We start from the raw sequence: 13,998 nt of genomic DNA, 5'->3' as shown, positions 1-13,998 counted from the left end.
ATGACATTCCTGCGCGTGCTGAGTCTGCGGGGAATCAGCGCACAGATCGCAGCGCTGGTGGTCGTCTCCATCGTCGCGCTGCACCTGATCATCACCGCGACCTTCCTGATCAATCGGCCTGACCAGGCCGGGCCGCCGGATCGCTGGCACTCCCAGCTTGCCGCCTCGGCGCAATTGCTCGGCCATGCGCCGGCCGCGGAACGGCCGCGGCTGATCGGCGACATCGCCCGCGCCTTCCCGCAGCTCGGCCTCGGCATGCTGCCCGCCGACACCGCAGCACCGGCCGAAGCACCGCCGCCGGCGGGCCTGCACGCGCTGCGCCGGCTCGGTCGCGGCTATCAGGTCTTCCTGCTGCCGCGCGAGTCAGGCGTCGTCGCGTCGCAAGATGCCGACGTCCGTCGCGTCGGCATCCGCCTGCCCGACGGCGCGATGATCGCGGCCAATCTGATGCCCGACCAGCGGATGCGCCCGCTCTGGGGCAATCCGTGGATCATGACGGTGCTGTTCGCGGTGATCAGCGTCACCCTGCTCGGCCTTTGGGCCGCCCGGGCGCTGACCGCGCCGCTGTCGTCTTTCGTCAAGGCCGCGGAGACCTTCAGCCTGAACGGCGCCGCTGCGCCGTTGCCGGAGCGCGGCCCGGAGGAGATCCGCTCGCTGGCGCGGGCGCTCAACCGCATGCGCGAGCGCATCACGACGCTGATCGACGACCGCACCAAGATGCTGGCCGCGATCAGCCACGACCTGCGCACGCCGATCACGCGGATGCGGCTGCGCGCCGAATTCATCGAGGACGAGACCCATCGCCACCGCATGCTGCGCGATCTCGACCAGATGCGCTCGATGCTGGAATCGGTGCTGTCGTTCCTGCGCAACGACCGCCGGCTCGAGGCGATGACTCTGGTCGACATCGCAAGCTCGCTGCAGCTCGTCACCGACCAGTTCGCCGACATGGGGCACAAGGTCGCCTACGAGGGTCCGCAGCATGCGATGGCGACGGTGCGACCCGACGACCTGCATCGCAGCATCACCAACCTCGTGGAGAATGCCGTCAGGTTCGGCGGCCACGCCGTGGTCCGCCTTGACGCCAAGGCCGACAGCCTCACCATCGACATCGAGGATGACGGCCCCGGCATCTCGGACACGCACAAGGCCAACGTGCTGGAGCCGTTCGTGCGCGGCGACGATGCACGCAACATGGACGAGGCGGAAGGCTTCGGCCTTGGGCTGTCGATCGCCAACGCGGTCGTGCTCGCGCATGGCGGCACGCTCTCGCTGCACGACCGCAAGCCGCACGGCCTCGTGGTCCGGATCGAATTGCCGGCGCGTCAGCAGGCGCGGAAGTCCGCGGCCTGATCCGCGTGATTACGCCGCGAGCGGCCGCAACTCTTCCATGTCGTAGATCGCGATCGCCTCGAAACGATAGCCGCAGGCGCGGCAATTCCACAGATAGGTGGTGCGGCCGTCGCCGTGCTCAACCCAATCTGGGCGCGGGATCGGCTTGCCGCACTGTGCGCAGGGATTCTCGCGAGGCAAAAAGACAGAGTCCTGACGGGCCATGGCACACCTCCCCGATTGACAGACGTTTCTTGCGTGATTTTTTTGAATAGACAGATGTGCTGACTGTACGCGTGCCCACTGTCCTGAAGCCACTCTAGACCTTCAGTGCGTCATTTGCACGACAATCTGCAACTGAGCGCGTGCAGCAAAATCAACGTCGAAAAGTTTATCGATCTTGCAATTCGTGGTTGATCGTCGCGCACGCGCACCAGCACAGCGGCTGATGCATGCCCCGCCAGCTTGCGCAGGTTTTGCCACATTCCTGCCCGCTCGCCGTACCAATCAAGAGCCGGGAACGCAGACGCGTTCGATGGTCTCGAGCGAACCGACATGAAATATTTTCAGAACCTCGCATGGCTCGCCGCTGCATTGATGCTGGCCTTTGGCCCCGCGGCGCAGGCGCAGCAGCGCGCGCAGTATGAGGCGATGGTGGCGACGCACGCCCGGGCCAATCTGGTTCCGGAAGAGCTTGTGCATCGCGTCATCGTGCGCGAGAGCAAGTATCATCCGCAGTTGATCGGGCGCGGCGGCACGATCGGGCTGATGCAGATCAAGCTCGGTACCGCGCGTGGCCTCGGCTACACCGGTACCGCCGAGGGCCTGCGCGACCCCGAGACCAACCTCAAATACGGCATCAAATACCTCGCCGGCGCCTACCGCGCCGCCAACGGCGATCACGATCGCGCCGTGCGTTATTTCGCCGGCGGCTATTACTATGTCGCAAAGCGGCAGCGCGGCGAGCACCTGAAACAGGCGAAGCATATCGGCGACAGTGCGCCGCCGAAGGAGCTCGCGAGGCAGGAGCAACCGACGCCGGATGCAGCCGAGGCGAAGGCGGAACAGGCTTCCCAATAAGTGCTTACGTGTCCCGGACGCAGGTGTAGCACGCAAGCGTTGCTCCGCAGAGCCGGGACCTATGGTCGACAGATTGGGCCCCGGCTCAGCGGGGCACCGCTGTCGCGCTGCGCCTGCGTCCGGGGCACGAGAGCTTTGCGCACGCCGCGGTGCAGTTCCTGGCATAACGCGTTGACACGCGAGCCCATCTGCCTACATTAGGGCCGTTCCGAGGGGTGCTCCGAAGGAGGAGCTGAGATACCGCAAGCTTGGACCCGCCAGAAATGGCGATCAGTCCGGGACCGCGGTGACCCTTTGAACCTGATCCGGGTCATGCCGGCGAAGGGACAGGGATGTACCAGACGACCAAGCCACGGGGGGATTCCCCCGTCTCCATCATCGGCGCAGGCATTGCAGGTGCGTGGCACGCGCTGTTGTTCGCGCAGGCCGGCTATCCGGTCACCCTACACGAGCGCAGTGACGCGGCGATGACTGACGCCACCAGCCACTGGGCCGGCGGCATGCTCGCGCCCTGGTGCGAGGCGGAAACCTCCGAGCCGGTGATCTGCCGGCTCGGCATCCGCGCGCTGACGCTGTGGCGCGACCATTTTCCGTTAGTTCCGTTCAACGGCTCGCTGGTGGTGGCGCATGCGCGCGACCGCGCCGATTTCGAGCGCTTCGCCCGGCTGACCAGCGGGCATCGGCGGCTCGACGCCCGGGCGTTGAGCGAGCTCGAGCCGTCGCTCGAGGGCCGCTTTCGCGACGGACTGTTCTATCCCGACGAGGGCCATGTCGAGCCGCGCCGCATGCTGCCGCAGATCCATGCCGCGATCGCGAAGGCCGGCGGCACCATCAGGTTCAACAGCGAGGCTGCGGCCGGCGATCTCGACGGCATCGTGATCGACTGCCGCGGACTTGCGGCGCGCGACGCCGAGCCCAGTCTGCGCGGCGTCAAGGGCGAGATGATCGTCATCGAGACCGCGGAGGTCGAGCTGGCGCGCCCGGTGCGGCTGATCCATCCGCGCTGGCCGCTCTACGTGATCCCGCGCGGCGATGGCCGCTTCATGCTGGGGGCGACCTCGATCGAGGCCGAGGATACCGGCGTCAGCGTGCGCTCGGCGCTCGAACTGCTGGGCGCGGCGTACGCGGTGCATCCGGCCTTTGCGGAAGCGCGCGTCGTCGAATTCGGCGCGGGACTGCGCCCCGCCTTCCCCGACAACCTGCCGAAGATCGCGATCGACAAGCATCGCATCAACGTGAACGGGCTCTACCGTCACGGCTTTCTGCTGGCGCCGGCGCTCGCCGAGCTGACGCTGGCCTATGTCACGCGGGGCGAGATCGACAATGAGGTGATGCAATGCGCGTGACCGTCAACGGCGAGCAGCGGGAGATCGCGGCCTCAAGCGTCGATGCGCTGTTGGCCGAGCTCGAATACGAAGGCACGCATTTCGCAATCGCGCTGAACTACGACGTGGTGCCGAAGAGCCGCTGGGCCGCGACGGCGCTGAAAGCCGGCGACGAGATCGAGATCATCACGCCGCGGCAGGGAGGGTGATGGGGATGAATGCGCGCACTCTCCCCATGTCGTCCCTGCGAAAGCAGGGACCCATACTCCGCGGCTTCTCATTGAGGCACTCAGGACGACGTTCATCGTCACATGACCGATCGTGGTTATGGGTCCCGGCTTTCGCCGGGACGACGGACAGATTTGAGGAGACATCTCCGACATGGTGACCTTCTACGGCAAATCCTTCACCTCACGCCTCCTGATCGGCACGGCGCTGTATCCGTCGCCGGCGATCATGCAGGGCGCGATCCGCGCCTCGGGCGCCGGCATCGTCACGGTGTCGCTGCGCCGCGAGGCGGCGGGTGGCAAGACCGGCGATGCGTTCTGGTCGCTGATCCGCGAGCTCGGCGTCACCGTGCTGCCGAACACCGCCGGCTGCCGCAGCGTGAAGGAGGCGGTGACGACCGCAAAGCTCGCGCGCGAATTGTTCGACACGCCCTGGATCAAGCTCGAGGTGATCGCCGACAACGACACGCTGCAGCCCGACGTGGTCGGCCTCGTCGAAGCCGCTGATATCCTGATCAAGGACGGTTTTGAAGTGTTCCCCTATTGCACCGAGGATTTCTCGGTCGCCTCGCGGCTCGTCGATGCCGGCTGCAAGGTGGTGATGCCCTGGGCCGCGCCGATCGGAAGCGCAAAAGGCATCATCAACCGCGACGCGCTGAAGCTGCTGCGCGACCGCCTGCCCGACATCACCCTCGTTGTCGATGCCGGCCTCGGCGCGCCCTCGCATGCCGCCGAAGCGCTCGAGCTCGGCTACGACGCCGTGCTGCTCAACACCGCGGTGGCGAAAGCCGCCGATCCGGTCGCGATGGCGAATGCCTTCCGCCTCGGCGTCGACGCCGGCCGCACCGCCTTTGAGGCCGGGCTGATGGAAGCCCGCGACTTCGCCTCCCCGTCAACCCCTGTGCTTGGGACCCCGTTCTGGCATGCCGTATCCTGATCGCCACGCGTATCCTGATCGCTTTTATCCCGTCGTCGACAGCCTCGCCTGGGTCGAACGCCTGACAAAACTCGGCGTCGGCACGATCCAATTGCGCGCCAAACATCTCGATGACGGCGAGGCGCTGCAGATCGTCAGCGACGCACTCGCGATCACCAAGGGCACGCCGACCAAGCTCGTGGTCAACGACTACTGGCGCGCCGCGATCGTCGCCGGCGCCGAGCACCTGCATCTCGGTCAGGAGGACCTCGCCGACGCCGACCTCTTTGAAATCCGCAAGGCCAGGCTGACGCTCGGCATCTCCACGCACGACGACGCGGAGCTCGCCGCCGCGCTGGACGCGCAGCCCGATTATGTCGCGCTCGGCCCGATCTTCCCGACCACGCTGAAGTCGATGCGCTTCGCCCCGCAGGGCATTCCGAAGATCACGGAATGGAAAAGGCGCATCGGCGATATCCCGCTGGTCGCGATCGGCGGCATCAAGTTCGAGCAATCAGCCGAGATCTTCGCCGCCGGCGCCGACTCGATCGCCGTCGTCTCTGATGTCACCCAGAACGCCGACCCGGATGCGCGGGTCGGACAGTGGCTTGGCGCTGACGCCAAAGCCGCCTAACCGGAATAATAACGGAGGACTCGTAATGAACATCCGCTCCAACCCCGACACCACGCTCCCCGCCGTCACCACCGGCTCGCTGCCCGCCTCGCGCAAGATCTTTGCGACGCCCGAGGCTGCGCCCGACCTGCGCGTGCCGCTGCGCGAGATCATCCTCTCCGAAGGTGCGGGCGAGCCGAACCTGCCGGTCTATGACACGTCGGGGCCGTATACCGATCCCTCCGTCACCATCGACGTCAACGCCGGCCTGCCGCGCAATCGGCTGGCCTGGGTGAAGGAGCGCGGCGGCGTCGAGGAATATGAGGGCCGCACCATCAAGCCGGAGGACAACGGCAATGTCGGCGCCGCGCATGCCGCCAAGGCCTTCACCGCGCACCACAAGCCGCTGCGCGGCCTCGACGGCCACAAGATCACCCAGCTCGAATTCGCCCGCGCCGGCATCATCACCAAGGAGATGATCTACGTTGCCGAGCGCGAGAATCTCGGCCGCAAGCAGCAGCTCGAACGCGCCGAAGCCGCGCTTGCCGACGGCGAAAGCTTTGGTGCCGCGGTGCCGGCCTTCATCACGCCGGAGTTCGTTCGCTCCGAGATCGCGCGCGGCCGCGCCATCATTCCCTCCAACATCAACCACGCCGAGCTCGAGCCGATGATCATCGGCCGCAACTTCCTGACCAAGATCAACGCCAATATCGGCAACTCGGCGGTGACCTCGTCGGTCGAGGAGGAGGTCGACAAGATGGTGTGGGCGATCCGCTGGGGCGCCGACACCGTGATGGACCTCTCCACGGGGCGCAACATCCACACCACCCGCGAATGGATCCTGCGCAACTCGCCGGTACCGATCGGCACCGTGCCGATCTACCAGGCGCTGGAGAAGTGCGACGGCGACCCCGTCAAGCTGACCTGGGAGCTCTACAAGGACACGCTGATCGAGCAGTGCGAACAGGGCGTCGACTATTTCACGATCCACGCCGGCGTCCGCCTGCCCTACATCCACCTCACCGCCAACCGCGTCACCGGCATTGTGTCGCGCGGCGGCTCGATCATGGCGAAGTGGTGCCTGGCGCATCACAAGGAGAGCTTCCTCTACACCCATTTCGACGAGATCTGCGACCTCATGCGCAAGTATGACGTTTCGTTCTCGCTCGGCGACGGCCTGCGTCCCGGCTCGATCGCCGACGCCAACGACCGCGCACAATTCGCGGAATTGGAAACCCTCGGCGAGCTGACAAAAATCGCGTGGGACAAGGGCTGCCAGGTCATGATCGAGGGCCCCGGCCACATCCCGATGCACAAGATCAAGATCAACGTGGACAAGCAGCTCAAGGAGTGCGGCGAAGCGCCGTTCTATACCCTCGGGCCGCTGACGACCGACATCGCGCCGGGCTATGACCACATCACCTCGGGCATTGGCGCCGCGATGATCGGCTGGTTCGGCTGCGCCATGCTCTGCTACGTCACGCCGAAGGAGCATCTGGGTCTTCCGGACCGCAACGACGTCAAGGTCGGCGTCATCACCTACAAGATCGCAGCCCACGCCGCCGATCTCGCCAAAGGCCACCCCGCCGCGCAGCTCCGCGATGACGCGCTGTCGCGCGCCCGCTTCGACTTCCGCTGGCAAGACCAGTTCAACCTCGGCCTCGACCCCGAGACCGCGCGCAACTTCCACGACGAGACGCTGCCTAAGGAAGCCCACAAGGTCGCGCATTTCTGCTCGATGTGCGGCCCGAAATTCTGCTCGATGAAGATCACGCAGGACGTCCGCGACTACGCGGCGACGCTGAATGACCCGGCAGCGGTGGGGATGTCGATGTCGGGCACCATCGAGGACGGCATGGCGAAGATGAGCGCCAAGTTCAAGGAGATGGGATCGGACGTGTATCTGGATGCGGAAAAGGTGAAGGAGAGCAACAGGGTGTTGTGAGGGGCGCCGTGCCCTCCGCTCGCATGCCCCGGGCTTGACCCGGGCATCCATTAAAAACGAAGAAGCCGGGCGAGAGCCCGGCTTTTTGTTGCAAGCTACCCAACGCGAAATGGCCCGTAGCCCGGATGAGCGGAAGCGACATCCGGGGTTTATGTTCGTCCCGCATATCGCTACGCTCATGCGGGCTACATATCGTCTACATTTCACCTGGATCGCAATGACCGACAATCTCACCGGCGTCTGGGATGGCAGCTTTGTTCAGCCGGGCGCTGGCGTGGTCACGTTTCTGGCCACCCTGATCGAGTCCGGTGGCGCGCTCGGGGGAAACGTGACCGAGCCCTGCATCACGGCCGGCTGCCCGTTGAGCACCCACAACGCGTCGATTGCGGGTCATCGCTCCGGCAGCGCCGTCTCGTTCGTCAAACGTTACGAGCCGCCCGGCTACGGCTACGACAAGGTCCAATATGAAGGTTCGGTCAATGCCGAGGCGACGGAGATCGATGGGCGTTGGAGGATATTGGGCACGGCGTACTCGGGAACGTTTCTGATGGTGCGCTCCACCAGGCCTGCAGAGTCGGTCGTAACCGAAGAGCGCACCAAGGAGCCGGCGCGTTAGCGGATGGTGAGATTCGGTTGAATAGCAACCGCGAAGGCGGTGCGCTCCCTCTCCCGCTTGCGGGGGAGGGCTGGGGTGGGGGCTCTCTCCGCGAGTCGTACTGTGGAGAGAGCCCCCCACCCGCATCGCATCTTCGATGTGATACGACCTAAGAGCGAGCTTCGCTCGTCTCGACCCCGCAAGCGGGAGAGGTGTAGCCAGTCTGCGGCCTACGCCGACACACCAACGGCCGCCTGCGCGCCGGCTCGCGCCCCCGCACTGAACGCGATCTCCTGATAGCCCCTCGCCGCGACGTCGTTGATGATGCCGACGAATTTTGGCGTGCCGCCGTTGTAGACGAAGTAGCGGACCGTACCCTCTTCGTGGCCGGCGACATTGGAGTTGTAGCCGGTGAACCACGACTTGGCTTTGCGCATCAGCATGATCTCGTACATCTTGACGACGTGTGCGGTCCAGCGCTCCTGCGCCTCTTGCGTGGCGTCCGCGCGGGTCAAGCCGCGATCCCACATATATTGCAGCAGGTTCGTGCACCAGTTGACGCCGTTCTCGATGCCGCGCGGGAAGTTCGTCGACGCCGAGGCGCTTTGCGGTCCGGTCGGCATCAACAGGTTCGGAAAGCCGTGGACGAGCATGCCGAGGAAGGTCGACGGCGCCTGCTTCCATTTGTCCGCCAGCGCTTCGCCGCCGATACCCCTTATGTCGATCAGGTCATAGGCGCCGGTAATGGCATCGAACCCGGTGGCGTAGACGATGATGTCGAATTCATAGTTGCGCTCGATGGTGCGCAGTCCGGTCTCGGTGACGCGAACCAGCGGCGTCTCGCTGAGATCGACGAGATGGACATTGTCGCGGTTGTAGGCCTCGAAATACTCCGTCTCCAGCGGCAGGCGCTGCACGCCAAAGCCGTGATCCCTTGGGATCAGCTTTTCGGCGACCTTCGGATCATTCACGCGGCGGCGGATACGGTCCGCGATATACGCGGACAGTTCGGCATTGGCCGCCTCGTCCATGAAAATCTCGCGAAAATTCGCCAGCCAGATGCCGAAGCCGGGCTCATCGTAGAGTCTGTCCCACAATGCCAGCCGTTCCTCGCGCGTCACCTCGTGGAAGCCGCGCTTGTCGGGCCCATGCAGGAAGCTGCCCGGCGTCAGCGCGCAGGCGGCAAAGATCTCGTCATAGCGCGCGCGGATGTCGGCCATTTCCGCTTCCGAGATCGCGCTGTTGTTGAGCGGCGCGCTCCAGTTCGGCCGTCGCTGGAACACGGTGAGCTCGCCGACCTTGTCGGCGATCTCGCCGATCACCTGGATGCCGGTGGCGCCGGTGCCGATCACAGCAACTTTCTTGCCGGCGAGATCGACCGGCTCGTGCGGCCAATAGTAGGTATGGAACGAGCGGCCCTTGAAATCCTCGATGCCTTCAACGCGCGGCATCGTCGGCGCGGAGAGCAGCCCGATCGCAAGCACCACGAAACGGCACGTCAGCGTGCGGCCGTCGGCAAGCGTGAGCTGCCACAGATCGCGCGTCTCGTCGAACTGCATGGCCTCGACCTTGCAGTTGAACTGCATGTGCTTGCGCAGATCGAACTTGTCGGCGACGTAATTGAGGTAGCGCAGATTCTCGGGCTGACCGGAGAAGCGCTCCTTCCAGTGCCACTCGTCGAGCAGCTCGCGTGAAAACGAGAAGCCGTAGGTGTAGCTCTCGGAATCGAAGCGGCAGCCCGGATAGCGGTTCCAATACCAGGTGCCGCCGAGATCGGCGGCCGATTCGAGGACGGTCGCATCGATGCCGAGATCGACCAGCCGCTTGATCTGGTAAATGCCGGCAACGCCGGCACCGACGACGATCACCTCGTAATGGGTTTTGGCCGCTCCCGTCATGTCCCGCTCCGGAATTCTTTTTGATCTGTTCGGGTCAATTACAGACCCTTTTGCCGACGCAAGCAACCGCTCGCGACCGAAACGGCGCCGCGGTAAGTTGGCCTCAGCCACGCCATTTGCGTTGAGGCGCTGCCTGCACCACAACGATCCATGCAACCCAGTGCCCGACGTTCCGCAAAGCGATCGAACGGTATGAGCGAGTGCCTTGAATAAATCCGACCGCCTCCCCGATCAGCTCCGCGTCAACCTGCGTCTCGTCTTCGTCGGCACCGCAGCCAGCACGCGCTCAGCCGCCGTCGGACACTACTACGCGCATCCGGGAAACCGCTTCTGGCGCGCGCTGCATGAGGCCGGGATCACGCCGCGGCGCTATCAGCCTGATGAGTTCGCTGCATTGCTCGAGCTCGGCATCGGCTTCACCGATCTCTCCAAGTCCGGCGCCGGGATGGATCACGAGATCGCCAGGCAGTCGTTCGATGTCGCGGGTTTCCGGACCAAGATCGAGACCTATCGTCCGAAGACCATCGCCTTCACCAGCAAGAAGGCGGCAAGCCTGTTTTACAACAAGCCGACCAGCGCGCTCGCGCTCGGCCGGCAGCCACGGGTCGGCAGCTTTCCCGACGTCTTCGTGCTGCCGTCACCGTCGGGCGCGGCGTCCGGACACTGGACATTGCAGCCGTGGCGTGAACTGGCGCAGTGGATCGAGGCAGGACCGTAGGATGGGTAGAGCGAAGCGAAACCCATCAGCTTCCTAGCCCCGGGAGAGGTGATGGGAATCGCTGAGTTTATCATCGGGCCGCGCGTTGCGCGGACCCGTTGGCTCCACCCATCCTACGAAACTACGAAACGCGCGGCGCGCTTATTCCTTCAACGTGATCGCAAGCCCACTCAGGTCGACATTGGCCATCAGTCCGACCTGCTTGCCTCCCAGTTCCAGGACCGCGCCGTTCTGGTTCGTCAGCACGATGCCGCGCACACCGGCGCCAAGCGCAACGCCCATGCCCGCCGCGGCATAGACGCCGGCGATATCCTGGGCCCGGCGGATATTTCGGACCCGCCCCTGCAACGTGGTCTGGGAGCCACCGAAGACGAGGCCATAGTCCAGCCCGCCGGCGGTGAGCCCGTAGGTCTGGCCATGGAAGGTCATGACGCCCTTCCCGACGGAGCCGCCGAAGATCCAGCCCCCCTTGAAGATGACGAGTGTCACGGCCGCCTCGTCAGCCCGGGCGGCGGACGATCCGGTGAGCAGCGCCAGCGCGAGCAGCGCAGCGCGGGCGGCGGATGACAATCTCATGGGGTGTTCTCCGGACGATGTGAGGGGGGATCGAATCGCGTCAATCTAACCGACGGGCGGCACCGTTGAAATGCCCGCACGGCACTGCGGAGTTGCGCCTGTCGCAGCTATCGCGGAGCCTGTCATCGGGCACATTCGCACGACCCGTTGGCGCATGCGGGCTACCCGTCGCTCACGACGGCGGCTTCAGCACCGGTTGATGCTTCTTCAGTCTGGCGTCGTATCCGCTTTCCCATGGAAAGCGTCCATCGAGATCCGGCCAGACCATCTGCAGGACCGGAAACGGCCTCCTTGTCGTCCCGTAGAACCAGAGCGCCGTTCCGAAATAGGGCGGGTATGCACTGTCAGGCACGTCGGCGAAGCAGAGCCGCCGATCGGCCAGCAAATCGTCGCAGACGTCGCCAGCGACATAGATGCGGCCGGCCGCCGCGCGGGCACAAACGTCGTTGATGACATTGGCCGCGTCGCGCCGGTCGAGCCCGAAGATCGCAACCTCGGCCTGGCCATAGTTGAGATAGAGACCGACCGAGAACGCATATTCCGGGGCGCTTCCGTCGGAGAGCACCTGCACGACGTGACATCCGTACGTGCGAACGTCGCGGAGAATTTTTTCATCCGCCTCGCTCTCGGCGGGCGGCCATTGAAACTGGTCCTGCATGGACATCCTGTTGAATGGCCCAATCCTGTTGAATGGCCCACGCGGGCGGAGGTGCCGAGCGTAGTTCGCCCCGTGCCTCACTGCAATCGATGGCGCGTCGAACCGGCTCCGATCGCCGGCACCGTTCAGTTTGGCTTTGTCATCGAGCCGGAGAACGCGATAATCTTCGTCCGGCGAACGACGGCTCCAGCTCGTTTCGCGTTGATTGCACCGCAACAGGCCCAGTCACCATGCACAACTTCACTCCCCTTTCCGGATTTCTCGGCGGCGCGCTGATCGGGCTCGCCACAGCGCTGCTGATGCTGTTGACCGGGCGGATCGCCGGCGTCACCGGCATCGTCGGGGGCGCGCTGCAGACTGATACCGCTGACCGCGGCTGGCGCATCGCGTTCGTCGCGGGGTTGATCGCAGCGCCATTGATCGCGGCGCTGTTCGGCGCGCCGCTGCCGCGGCCTGTGATGAACTCGAGCCTTGCGGTGATCGCGATCGCAGGGCTGCTTGTCGGGTTCGGCACCCAGATGAGCAATGGCTGTACCTCCGGCCACGGGGTCTGCGGCTTTGCGCGGCTGTCGGTGCGCTCGATTGCGGCCACCCTCATCTTCATGCTGACGGCGATCGCGACGGTTGCGATCGCCAGGCACGGCTTGGGGGGCTAGCGATGCAGATTCTCGCCAGCCTCATATGTGGCCTGATCTTCGGCGCGGGGCTCCTGATCTCGGGCATGACCGATCCGCAGAAGGTGCTCGGCTTCCTCGACCTGTTCGGCGCGTGGGATGCGACGCTCGCCTTCGTGATGGGCGGCGCGGTCGCGGTATCTGCTGCAGGATTTGCCGTCGCGCGGCGGCGCAGCGCACCGGCGTTCTCAGCACGGTTTCTCTGGCCCGAGCGCAGCGACATCGATGCGCCGCTGCTCGTGGGCGCTGTCTTGTTCGGAATCGGCTGGAGCCTCGTCGGCATCTGTCCGGGGCCGGCGCTGGTCAATCTTGCCGGCTTCACGCTCCCGATCGTGGTGTTCGTCGCCGCGATGATATCAGGCATGATCGGCTACGAATTCTGGCGCCGGCGCGCCGCAACCGACAGAATCGAAACTCCCGCAATTCCATCTCGTGCCGACGGGTGACCCCATGACAACGATCAAACACTTCCCTCCTCCATCCGGCGTCAAGGCGCCGTCGCTCTCCTTCGGTGCCCGCGTCGGCGACCTGCTCTTCATCTCGGGCATTCCCGGCTTCGATGCCAACGGCGATCTGCCTCAGAGCTTCGAGGCGCAGTTTGCCAATGTGGTCGTCAACATCCGGCGCGTGCTGACCGAAGCGGGCGCGACGTTCCGCGATCTCGTCAAGGTCAACGTGCTTTTGACCCGCGCCGCCGACGTCGCCACCATGAACAAACTCTATGCAGAAGCGTTCGGGCCGGCGCCGTACCCTGCGCGCACCACCTGTGTCGTGGTGGCGCTGCCCAATCCGCAGATGCTGATCGAGATCGAGGGCGTCGCAGCGCTGAAGGCGAATCCGTAGGAAGGGCACAGGCGCACCAGCGCCGTGCCTACCCTCAAGCGCCGTGCGTGCAATGGTGCGGCACGCGGAGCCTGTCTTCGGGCGCGCGTTTGCGCGACCTGTTGGCGTTGCTCACCCTGCACGGCTACGCTGCTGGAGGTGGACGGCCGGCAGGCCCTGCCGGTCGCGAACCGCTCAGGCCTTGAACATGGTCTCGAACAGATGCTTCGCACGATCAAGCCCTTCCTGCGTGAACGCAACCGACTTGGTCTTGTTCACGGGATTGTCGATCATGCCCTTTTCGTACAGGCGGCTGAGCACATCCCAATCGAAACCTTTCCACGCCCGATAGCCGTCATGCAAAGTGAGATAGAGCAGCGCCAGCGCTGTGTCGTCGATTTTGTCTTCGTTGAGCGGCATCGCGAACCTCACGCCATACTGTGCAGTCAGTTCAGGCAGCATAATTCACATGGAAGGGATAGGTGGCAAGCCCCGCCCTACGAAGCTGTGTCAGCCTCGACGCAAGTGCTATGTGGGTGTAGCGCCTGCGACAAATCGACCCGTCGAGGCTGGGCAAGTTGTGGTGATCATCCGACAGGGCTGGGGCCGAAGCGCCTGA

Annotated in this window: 17 protein-coding genes and 1 riboswitch; of the genes, 12 read left to right on the top strand and 5 right to left on the bottom strand. The window is 64.9% G+C overall.

All coding sequences use genetic code 11. The features are described from left to right. Nucleotides 1–1,353, top strand: a complete 1,353-nt coding sequence (locus tag ACFFWD_RS02955) for an ATP-binding protein (protein ID WP_376961289.1) — start codon at nt 1–3, stop codon at nt 1,351–1,353. 9 nt (nt 1,354–1,362) lie between these two features. On the opposite strand, the gene ACFFWD_RS02950 is transcribed toward ACFFWD_RS02955, so the two are convergent. Then, entirely contained in the window at nt 1,363–1,557 is a 195-nt protein-coding gene (locus tag ACFFWD_RS02950) for a hypothetical protein (RefSeq protein ID WP_376961287.1), read from the bottom strand. A gap of 330 nt (nt 1,558–1,887) precedes the next feature. On the opposite strand from ACFFWD_RS02950, the gene ACFFWD_RS02945 reads away from it, so the two are divergent. The 7 genes from ACFFWD_RS02945 to ACFFWD_RS02915 all read left to right on the top strand — a co-directional run bounded on the left by ACFFWD_RS02945 (nt 1,888) and on the right by ACFFWD_RS02915 (nt 8,054). After that, nucleotides 1,888–2,412, top strand: a complete 525-nt coding sequence (locus tag ACFFWD_RS02945) for a transglycosylase SLT domain-containing protein (protein WP_376961285.1) — start codon at nt 1,888–1,890, stop codon at nt 2,410–2,412. A gap of 201 nt (nt 2,413–2,613) precedes the next feature. Then, a riboswitch (TPP riboswitch) is annotated at nt 2,614–2,757 on the top strand. Further along, nucleotides 2,745–3,758 carry an FAD-dependent oxidoreductase gene (locus ACFFWD_RS02940; protein ID WP_376961283.1) on the top strand — a complete coding sequence of 338 codons (1,014 nt, stop codon included), beginning with the start codon at nt 2,745–2,747 and terminating at the stop codon, nt 3,756–3,758. (Overlaps the previous riboswitch by 13 nt.) After that, nucleotides 3,749–3,946, top strand: coding sequence for a sulfur carrier protein ThiS (gene thiS / locus ACFFWD_RS02935; protein WP_376961281.1), 198 nt, complete (start codon nt 3,749–3,751; stop codon nt 3,944–3,946). Before ACFFWD_RS02940 ends, thiS begins: the two co-directional genes overlap by 10 nt. A 172-nt stretch (nt 3,947–4,118) precedes the next feature. After that, nucleotides 4,119–4,901, top strand: a complete 783-nt coding sequence (locus ACFFWD_RS02930; protein WP_376961279.1) for a thiazole synthase — start codon at nt 4,119–4,121, stop codon at nt 4,899–4,901. Then, entirely contained in the window at nt 4,888–5,514 is a 627-nt protein-coding gene (gene thiE / locus ACFFWD_RS02925) for a thiamine phosphate synthase (protein WP_376961277.1), read from the top strand. The genes ACFFWD_RS02930 and thiE overlap by 14 nt, the downstream gene beginning before the upstream one ends. Nucleotides 5,515–5,539: 25 nt before the next feature. Then, nucleotides 5,540–7,438, top strand: a complete 1,899-nt coding sequence (gene thiC, locus ACFFWD_RS02920) for a phosphomethylpyrimidine synthase ThiC (protein WP_376961275.1) — start codon at nt 5,540–5,542, stop codon at nt 7,436–7,438. 217 nt (nt 7,439–7,655) lie between these two features. Continuing rightward, on the top strand, nt 7,656–8,054 hold the full coding sequence (locus tag ACFFWD_RS02915; RefSeq protein WP_376961273.1) for a hypothetical protein: 399 nt from the start codon (nt 7,656–7,658) through the stop codon (nt 8,052–8,054). 209 nt (nt 8,055–8,263) lie between these two features. Here the strand turns inward: ACFFWD_RS02915 and ACFFWD_RS02910 are convergent, their stop codons facing one another. Then, the gene (locus ACFFWD_RS02910; protein ID WP_376961271.1) at nt 8,264–9,931 is read right to left on the bottom strand and encodes a flavin-containing monooxygenase; all 1,668 of its coding nucleotides are present in this window, start codon (nt 9,929–9,931) and stop codon (nt 8,264–8,266) included. A gap of 205 nt (nt 9,932–10,136) precedes the next feature. Between ACFFWD_RS02910 and ACFFWD_RS02905 the strand changes: the two genes are divergently transcribed. Continuing rightward, nucleotides 10,137–10,649: a mismatch-specific DNA-glycosylase gene (locus ACFFWD_RS02905; RefSeq protein ID WP_376961269.1), complete on the top strand. Its 513-nt coding sequence runs from the start codon at nt 10,137–10,139 to the stop codon at nt 10,647–10,649. Nucleotides 10,650–10,790: 141 nt separating this feature from the next. On the opposite strand, the gene ACFFWD_RS02900 is transcribed toward ACFFWD_RS02905, so the two are convergent. Together ACFFWD_RS02900 and ACFFWD_RS02895 are read right to left on the bottom strand one after the other, a co-directional pair. Further along, nucleotides 10,791–11,225 (bottom strand): hypothetical protein, encoded by a 435-nt coding sequence (locus ACFFWD_RS02900; protein ID WP_376961267.1) that lies wholly within the window; start codon nt 11,223–11,225, stop codon nt 10,791–10,793. 172 nt (nt 11,226–11,397) lie between these two features. Further along, nucleotides 11,398–11,883, bottom strand: a complete 486-nt coding sequence (locus ACFFWD_RS02895; protein ID WP_376961265.1) for a DUF4262 domain-containing protein — start codon at nt 11,881–11,883, stop codon at nt 11,398–11,400. 230 nt (nt 11,884–12,113) lie between these two features. On the opposite strand from ACFFWD_RS02895, the gene ACFFWD_RS02890 reads away from it, so the two are divergent. From ACFFWD_RS02890 to ACFFWD_RS02880, 3 genes are read left to right on the top strand one after another with little or no spacing between them, the layout of a single operon-like run. Beyond that, a complete protein-coding gene (locus tag ACFFWD_RS02890) occupies nt 12,114–12,539 on the top strand; it encodes a YeeE/YedE family protein (protein WP_376961263.1) in 426 nt (141 codons plus the stop codon). Nucleotides 12,540–12,541: 2 nt separating this feature from the next. After that, on the top strand, nt 12,542–13,003 hold the full coding sequence (locus tag ACFFWD_RS02885; RefSeq protein ID WP_376961261.1) for a DUF6691 family protein: 462 nt from the start codon (nt 12,542–12,544) through the stop codon (nt 13,001–13,003). 4 nt (nt 13,004–13,007) lie between these two features. After that, nucleotides 13,008–13,400 carry a RidA family protein gene (locus ACFFWD_RS02880; protein WP_376961259.1) on the top strand — a complete coding sequence of 131 codons (393 nt, stop codon included), beginning with the start codon at nt 13,008–13,010 and terminating at the stop codon, nt 13,398–13,400. Between the two features lie 174 nt (nt 13,401–13,574). On the opposite strand, the gene ACFFWD_RS02875 is transcribed toward ACFFWD_RS02880, so the two are convergent. Further along, on the bottom strand, nt 13,575–13,799 hold the full coding sequence (locus ACFFWD_RS02875; protein ID WP_376961257.1) for a DUF6429 family protein: 225 nt from the start codon (nt 13,797–13,799) through the stop codon (nt 13,575–13,577). Nucleotides 13,800–13,998: the final 199 nt, after the last annotated feature.

This window comes from Bradyrhizobium erythrophlei (assembly GCF_042430365.1).
GTDB classification, from domain to species: domain Bacteria; phylum Pseudomonadota; class Alphaproteobacteria; order Rhizobiales; family Xanthobacteraceae; genus Bradyrhizobium; species Bradyrhizobium erythrophlei.
This window is presented reverse-complemented; position numbering and strand designations above follow the sequence as displayed.

Bases quoted from the DNA above. Each gene is read 5' to 3' on its own strand.
- thiC (WP_376961275.1), top strand. From the start codon at position 5,540: ATGAACATCCGCTCCAACCCCGACACCACGCTCCCCGCCGTCACCACC.
- ACFFWD_RS02950 (WP_376961287.1), bottom strand. From the start codon at position 1,557: ATGGCCCGTCAGGACTCTGTCTTTTTGCCTCGCGAGAATCCCTGCGCA.
- ACFFWD_RS02880 (WP_376961259.1), top strand. From the start codon at position 13,008: ATGACAACGATCAAACACTTCCCTCCTCCATCCGGCGTCAAGGCGCCG.
- ACFFWD_RS02945 (WP_376961285.1), top strand. From the start codon at position 1,888: ATGAAATATTTTCAGAACCTCGCATGGCTCGCCGCTGCATTGATGCTG.
- thiE (WP_376961277.1), top strand. From the start codon at position 4,888: ATGCCGTATCCTGATCGCCACGCGTATCCTGATCGCTTTTATCCCGTC.
- ACFFWD_RS02930 (WP_376961279.1), top strand. From the start codon at position 4,119: ATGGTGACCTTCTACGGCAAATCCTTCACCTCACGCCTCCTGATCGGC.
- ACFFWD_RS02915 (WP_376961273.1), top strand. From the start codon at position 7,656: ATGACCGACAATCTCACCGGCGTCTGGGATGGCAGCTTTGTTCAGCCG.
- ACFFWD_RS02890 (WP_376961263.1), top strand. From the start codon at position 12,114: ATGCACAACTTCACTCCCCTTTCCGGATTTCTCGGCGGCGCGCTGATC.
- ACFFWD_RS02900 (WP_376961267.1), bottom strand. From the start codon at position 11,225: ATGAGATTGTCATCCGCCGCCCGCGCTGCGCTGCTCGCGCTGGCGCTG.
- ACFFWD_RS02955 (WP_376961289.1), top strand. From the start codon at position 1: ATGACATTCCTGCGCGTGCTGAGTCTGCGGGGAATCAGCGCACAGATC.
- ACFFWD_RS02895 (WP_376961265.1), bottom strand. From the start codon at position 11,883: ATGCAGGACCAGTTTCAATGGCCGCCCGCCGAGAGCGAGGCGGATGAA.
- ACFFWD_RS02885 (WP_376961261.1), top strand. From the start codon at position 12,542: ATGCAGATTCTCGCCAGCCTCATATGTGGCCTGATCTTCGGCGCGGGG.
- thiS (WP_376961281.1), top strand. From the start codon at position 3,749: ATGCGCGTGACCGTCAACGGCGAGCAGCGGGAGATCGCGGCCTCAAGC.
- ACFFWD_RS02910 (WP_376961271.1), bottom strand. From the start codon at position 9,931: ATGACGGGAGCGGCCAAAACCCATTACGAGGTGATCGTCGTCGGTGCC.
- ACFFWD_RS02875 (WP_376961257.1), bottom strand. From the start codon at position 13,799: ATGCCGCTCAACGAAGACAAAATCGACGACACAGCGCTGGCGCTGCTC.
- ACFFWD_RS02940 (WP_376961283.1), top strand. From the start codon at position 2,745: ATGTACCAGACGACCAAGCCACGGGGGGATTCCCCCGTCTCCATCATC.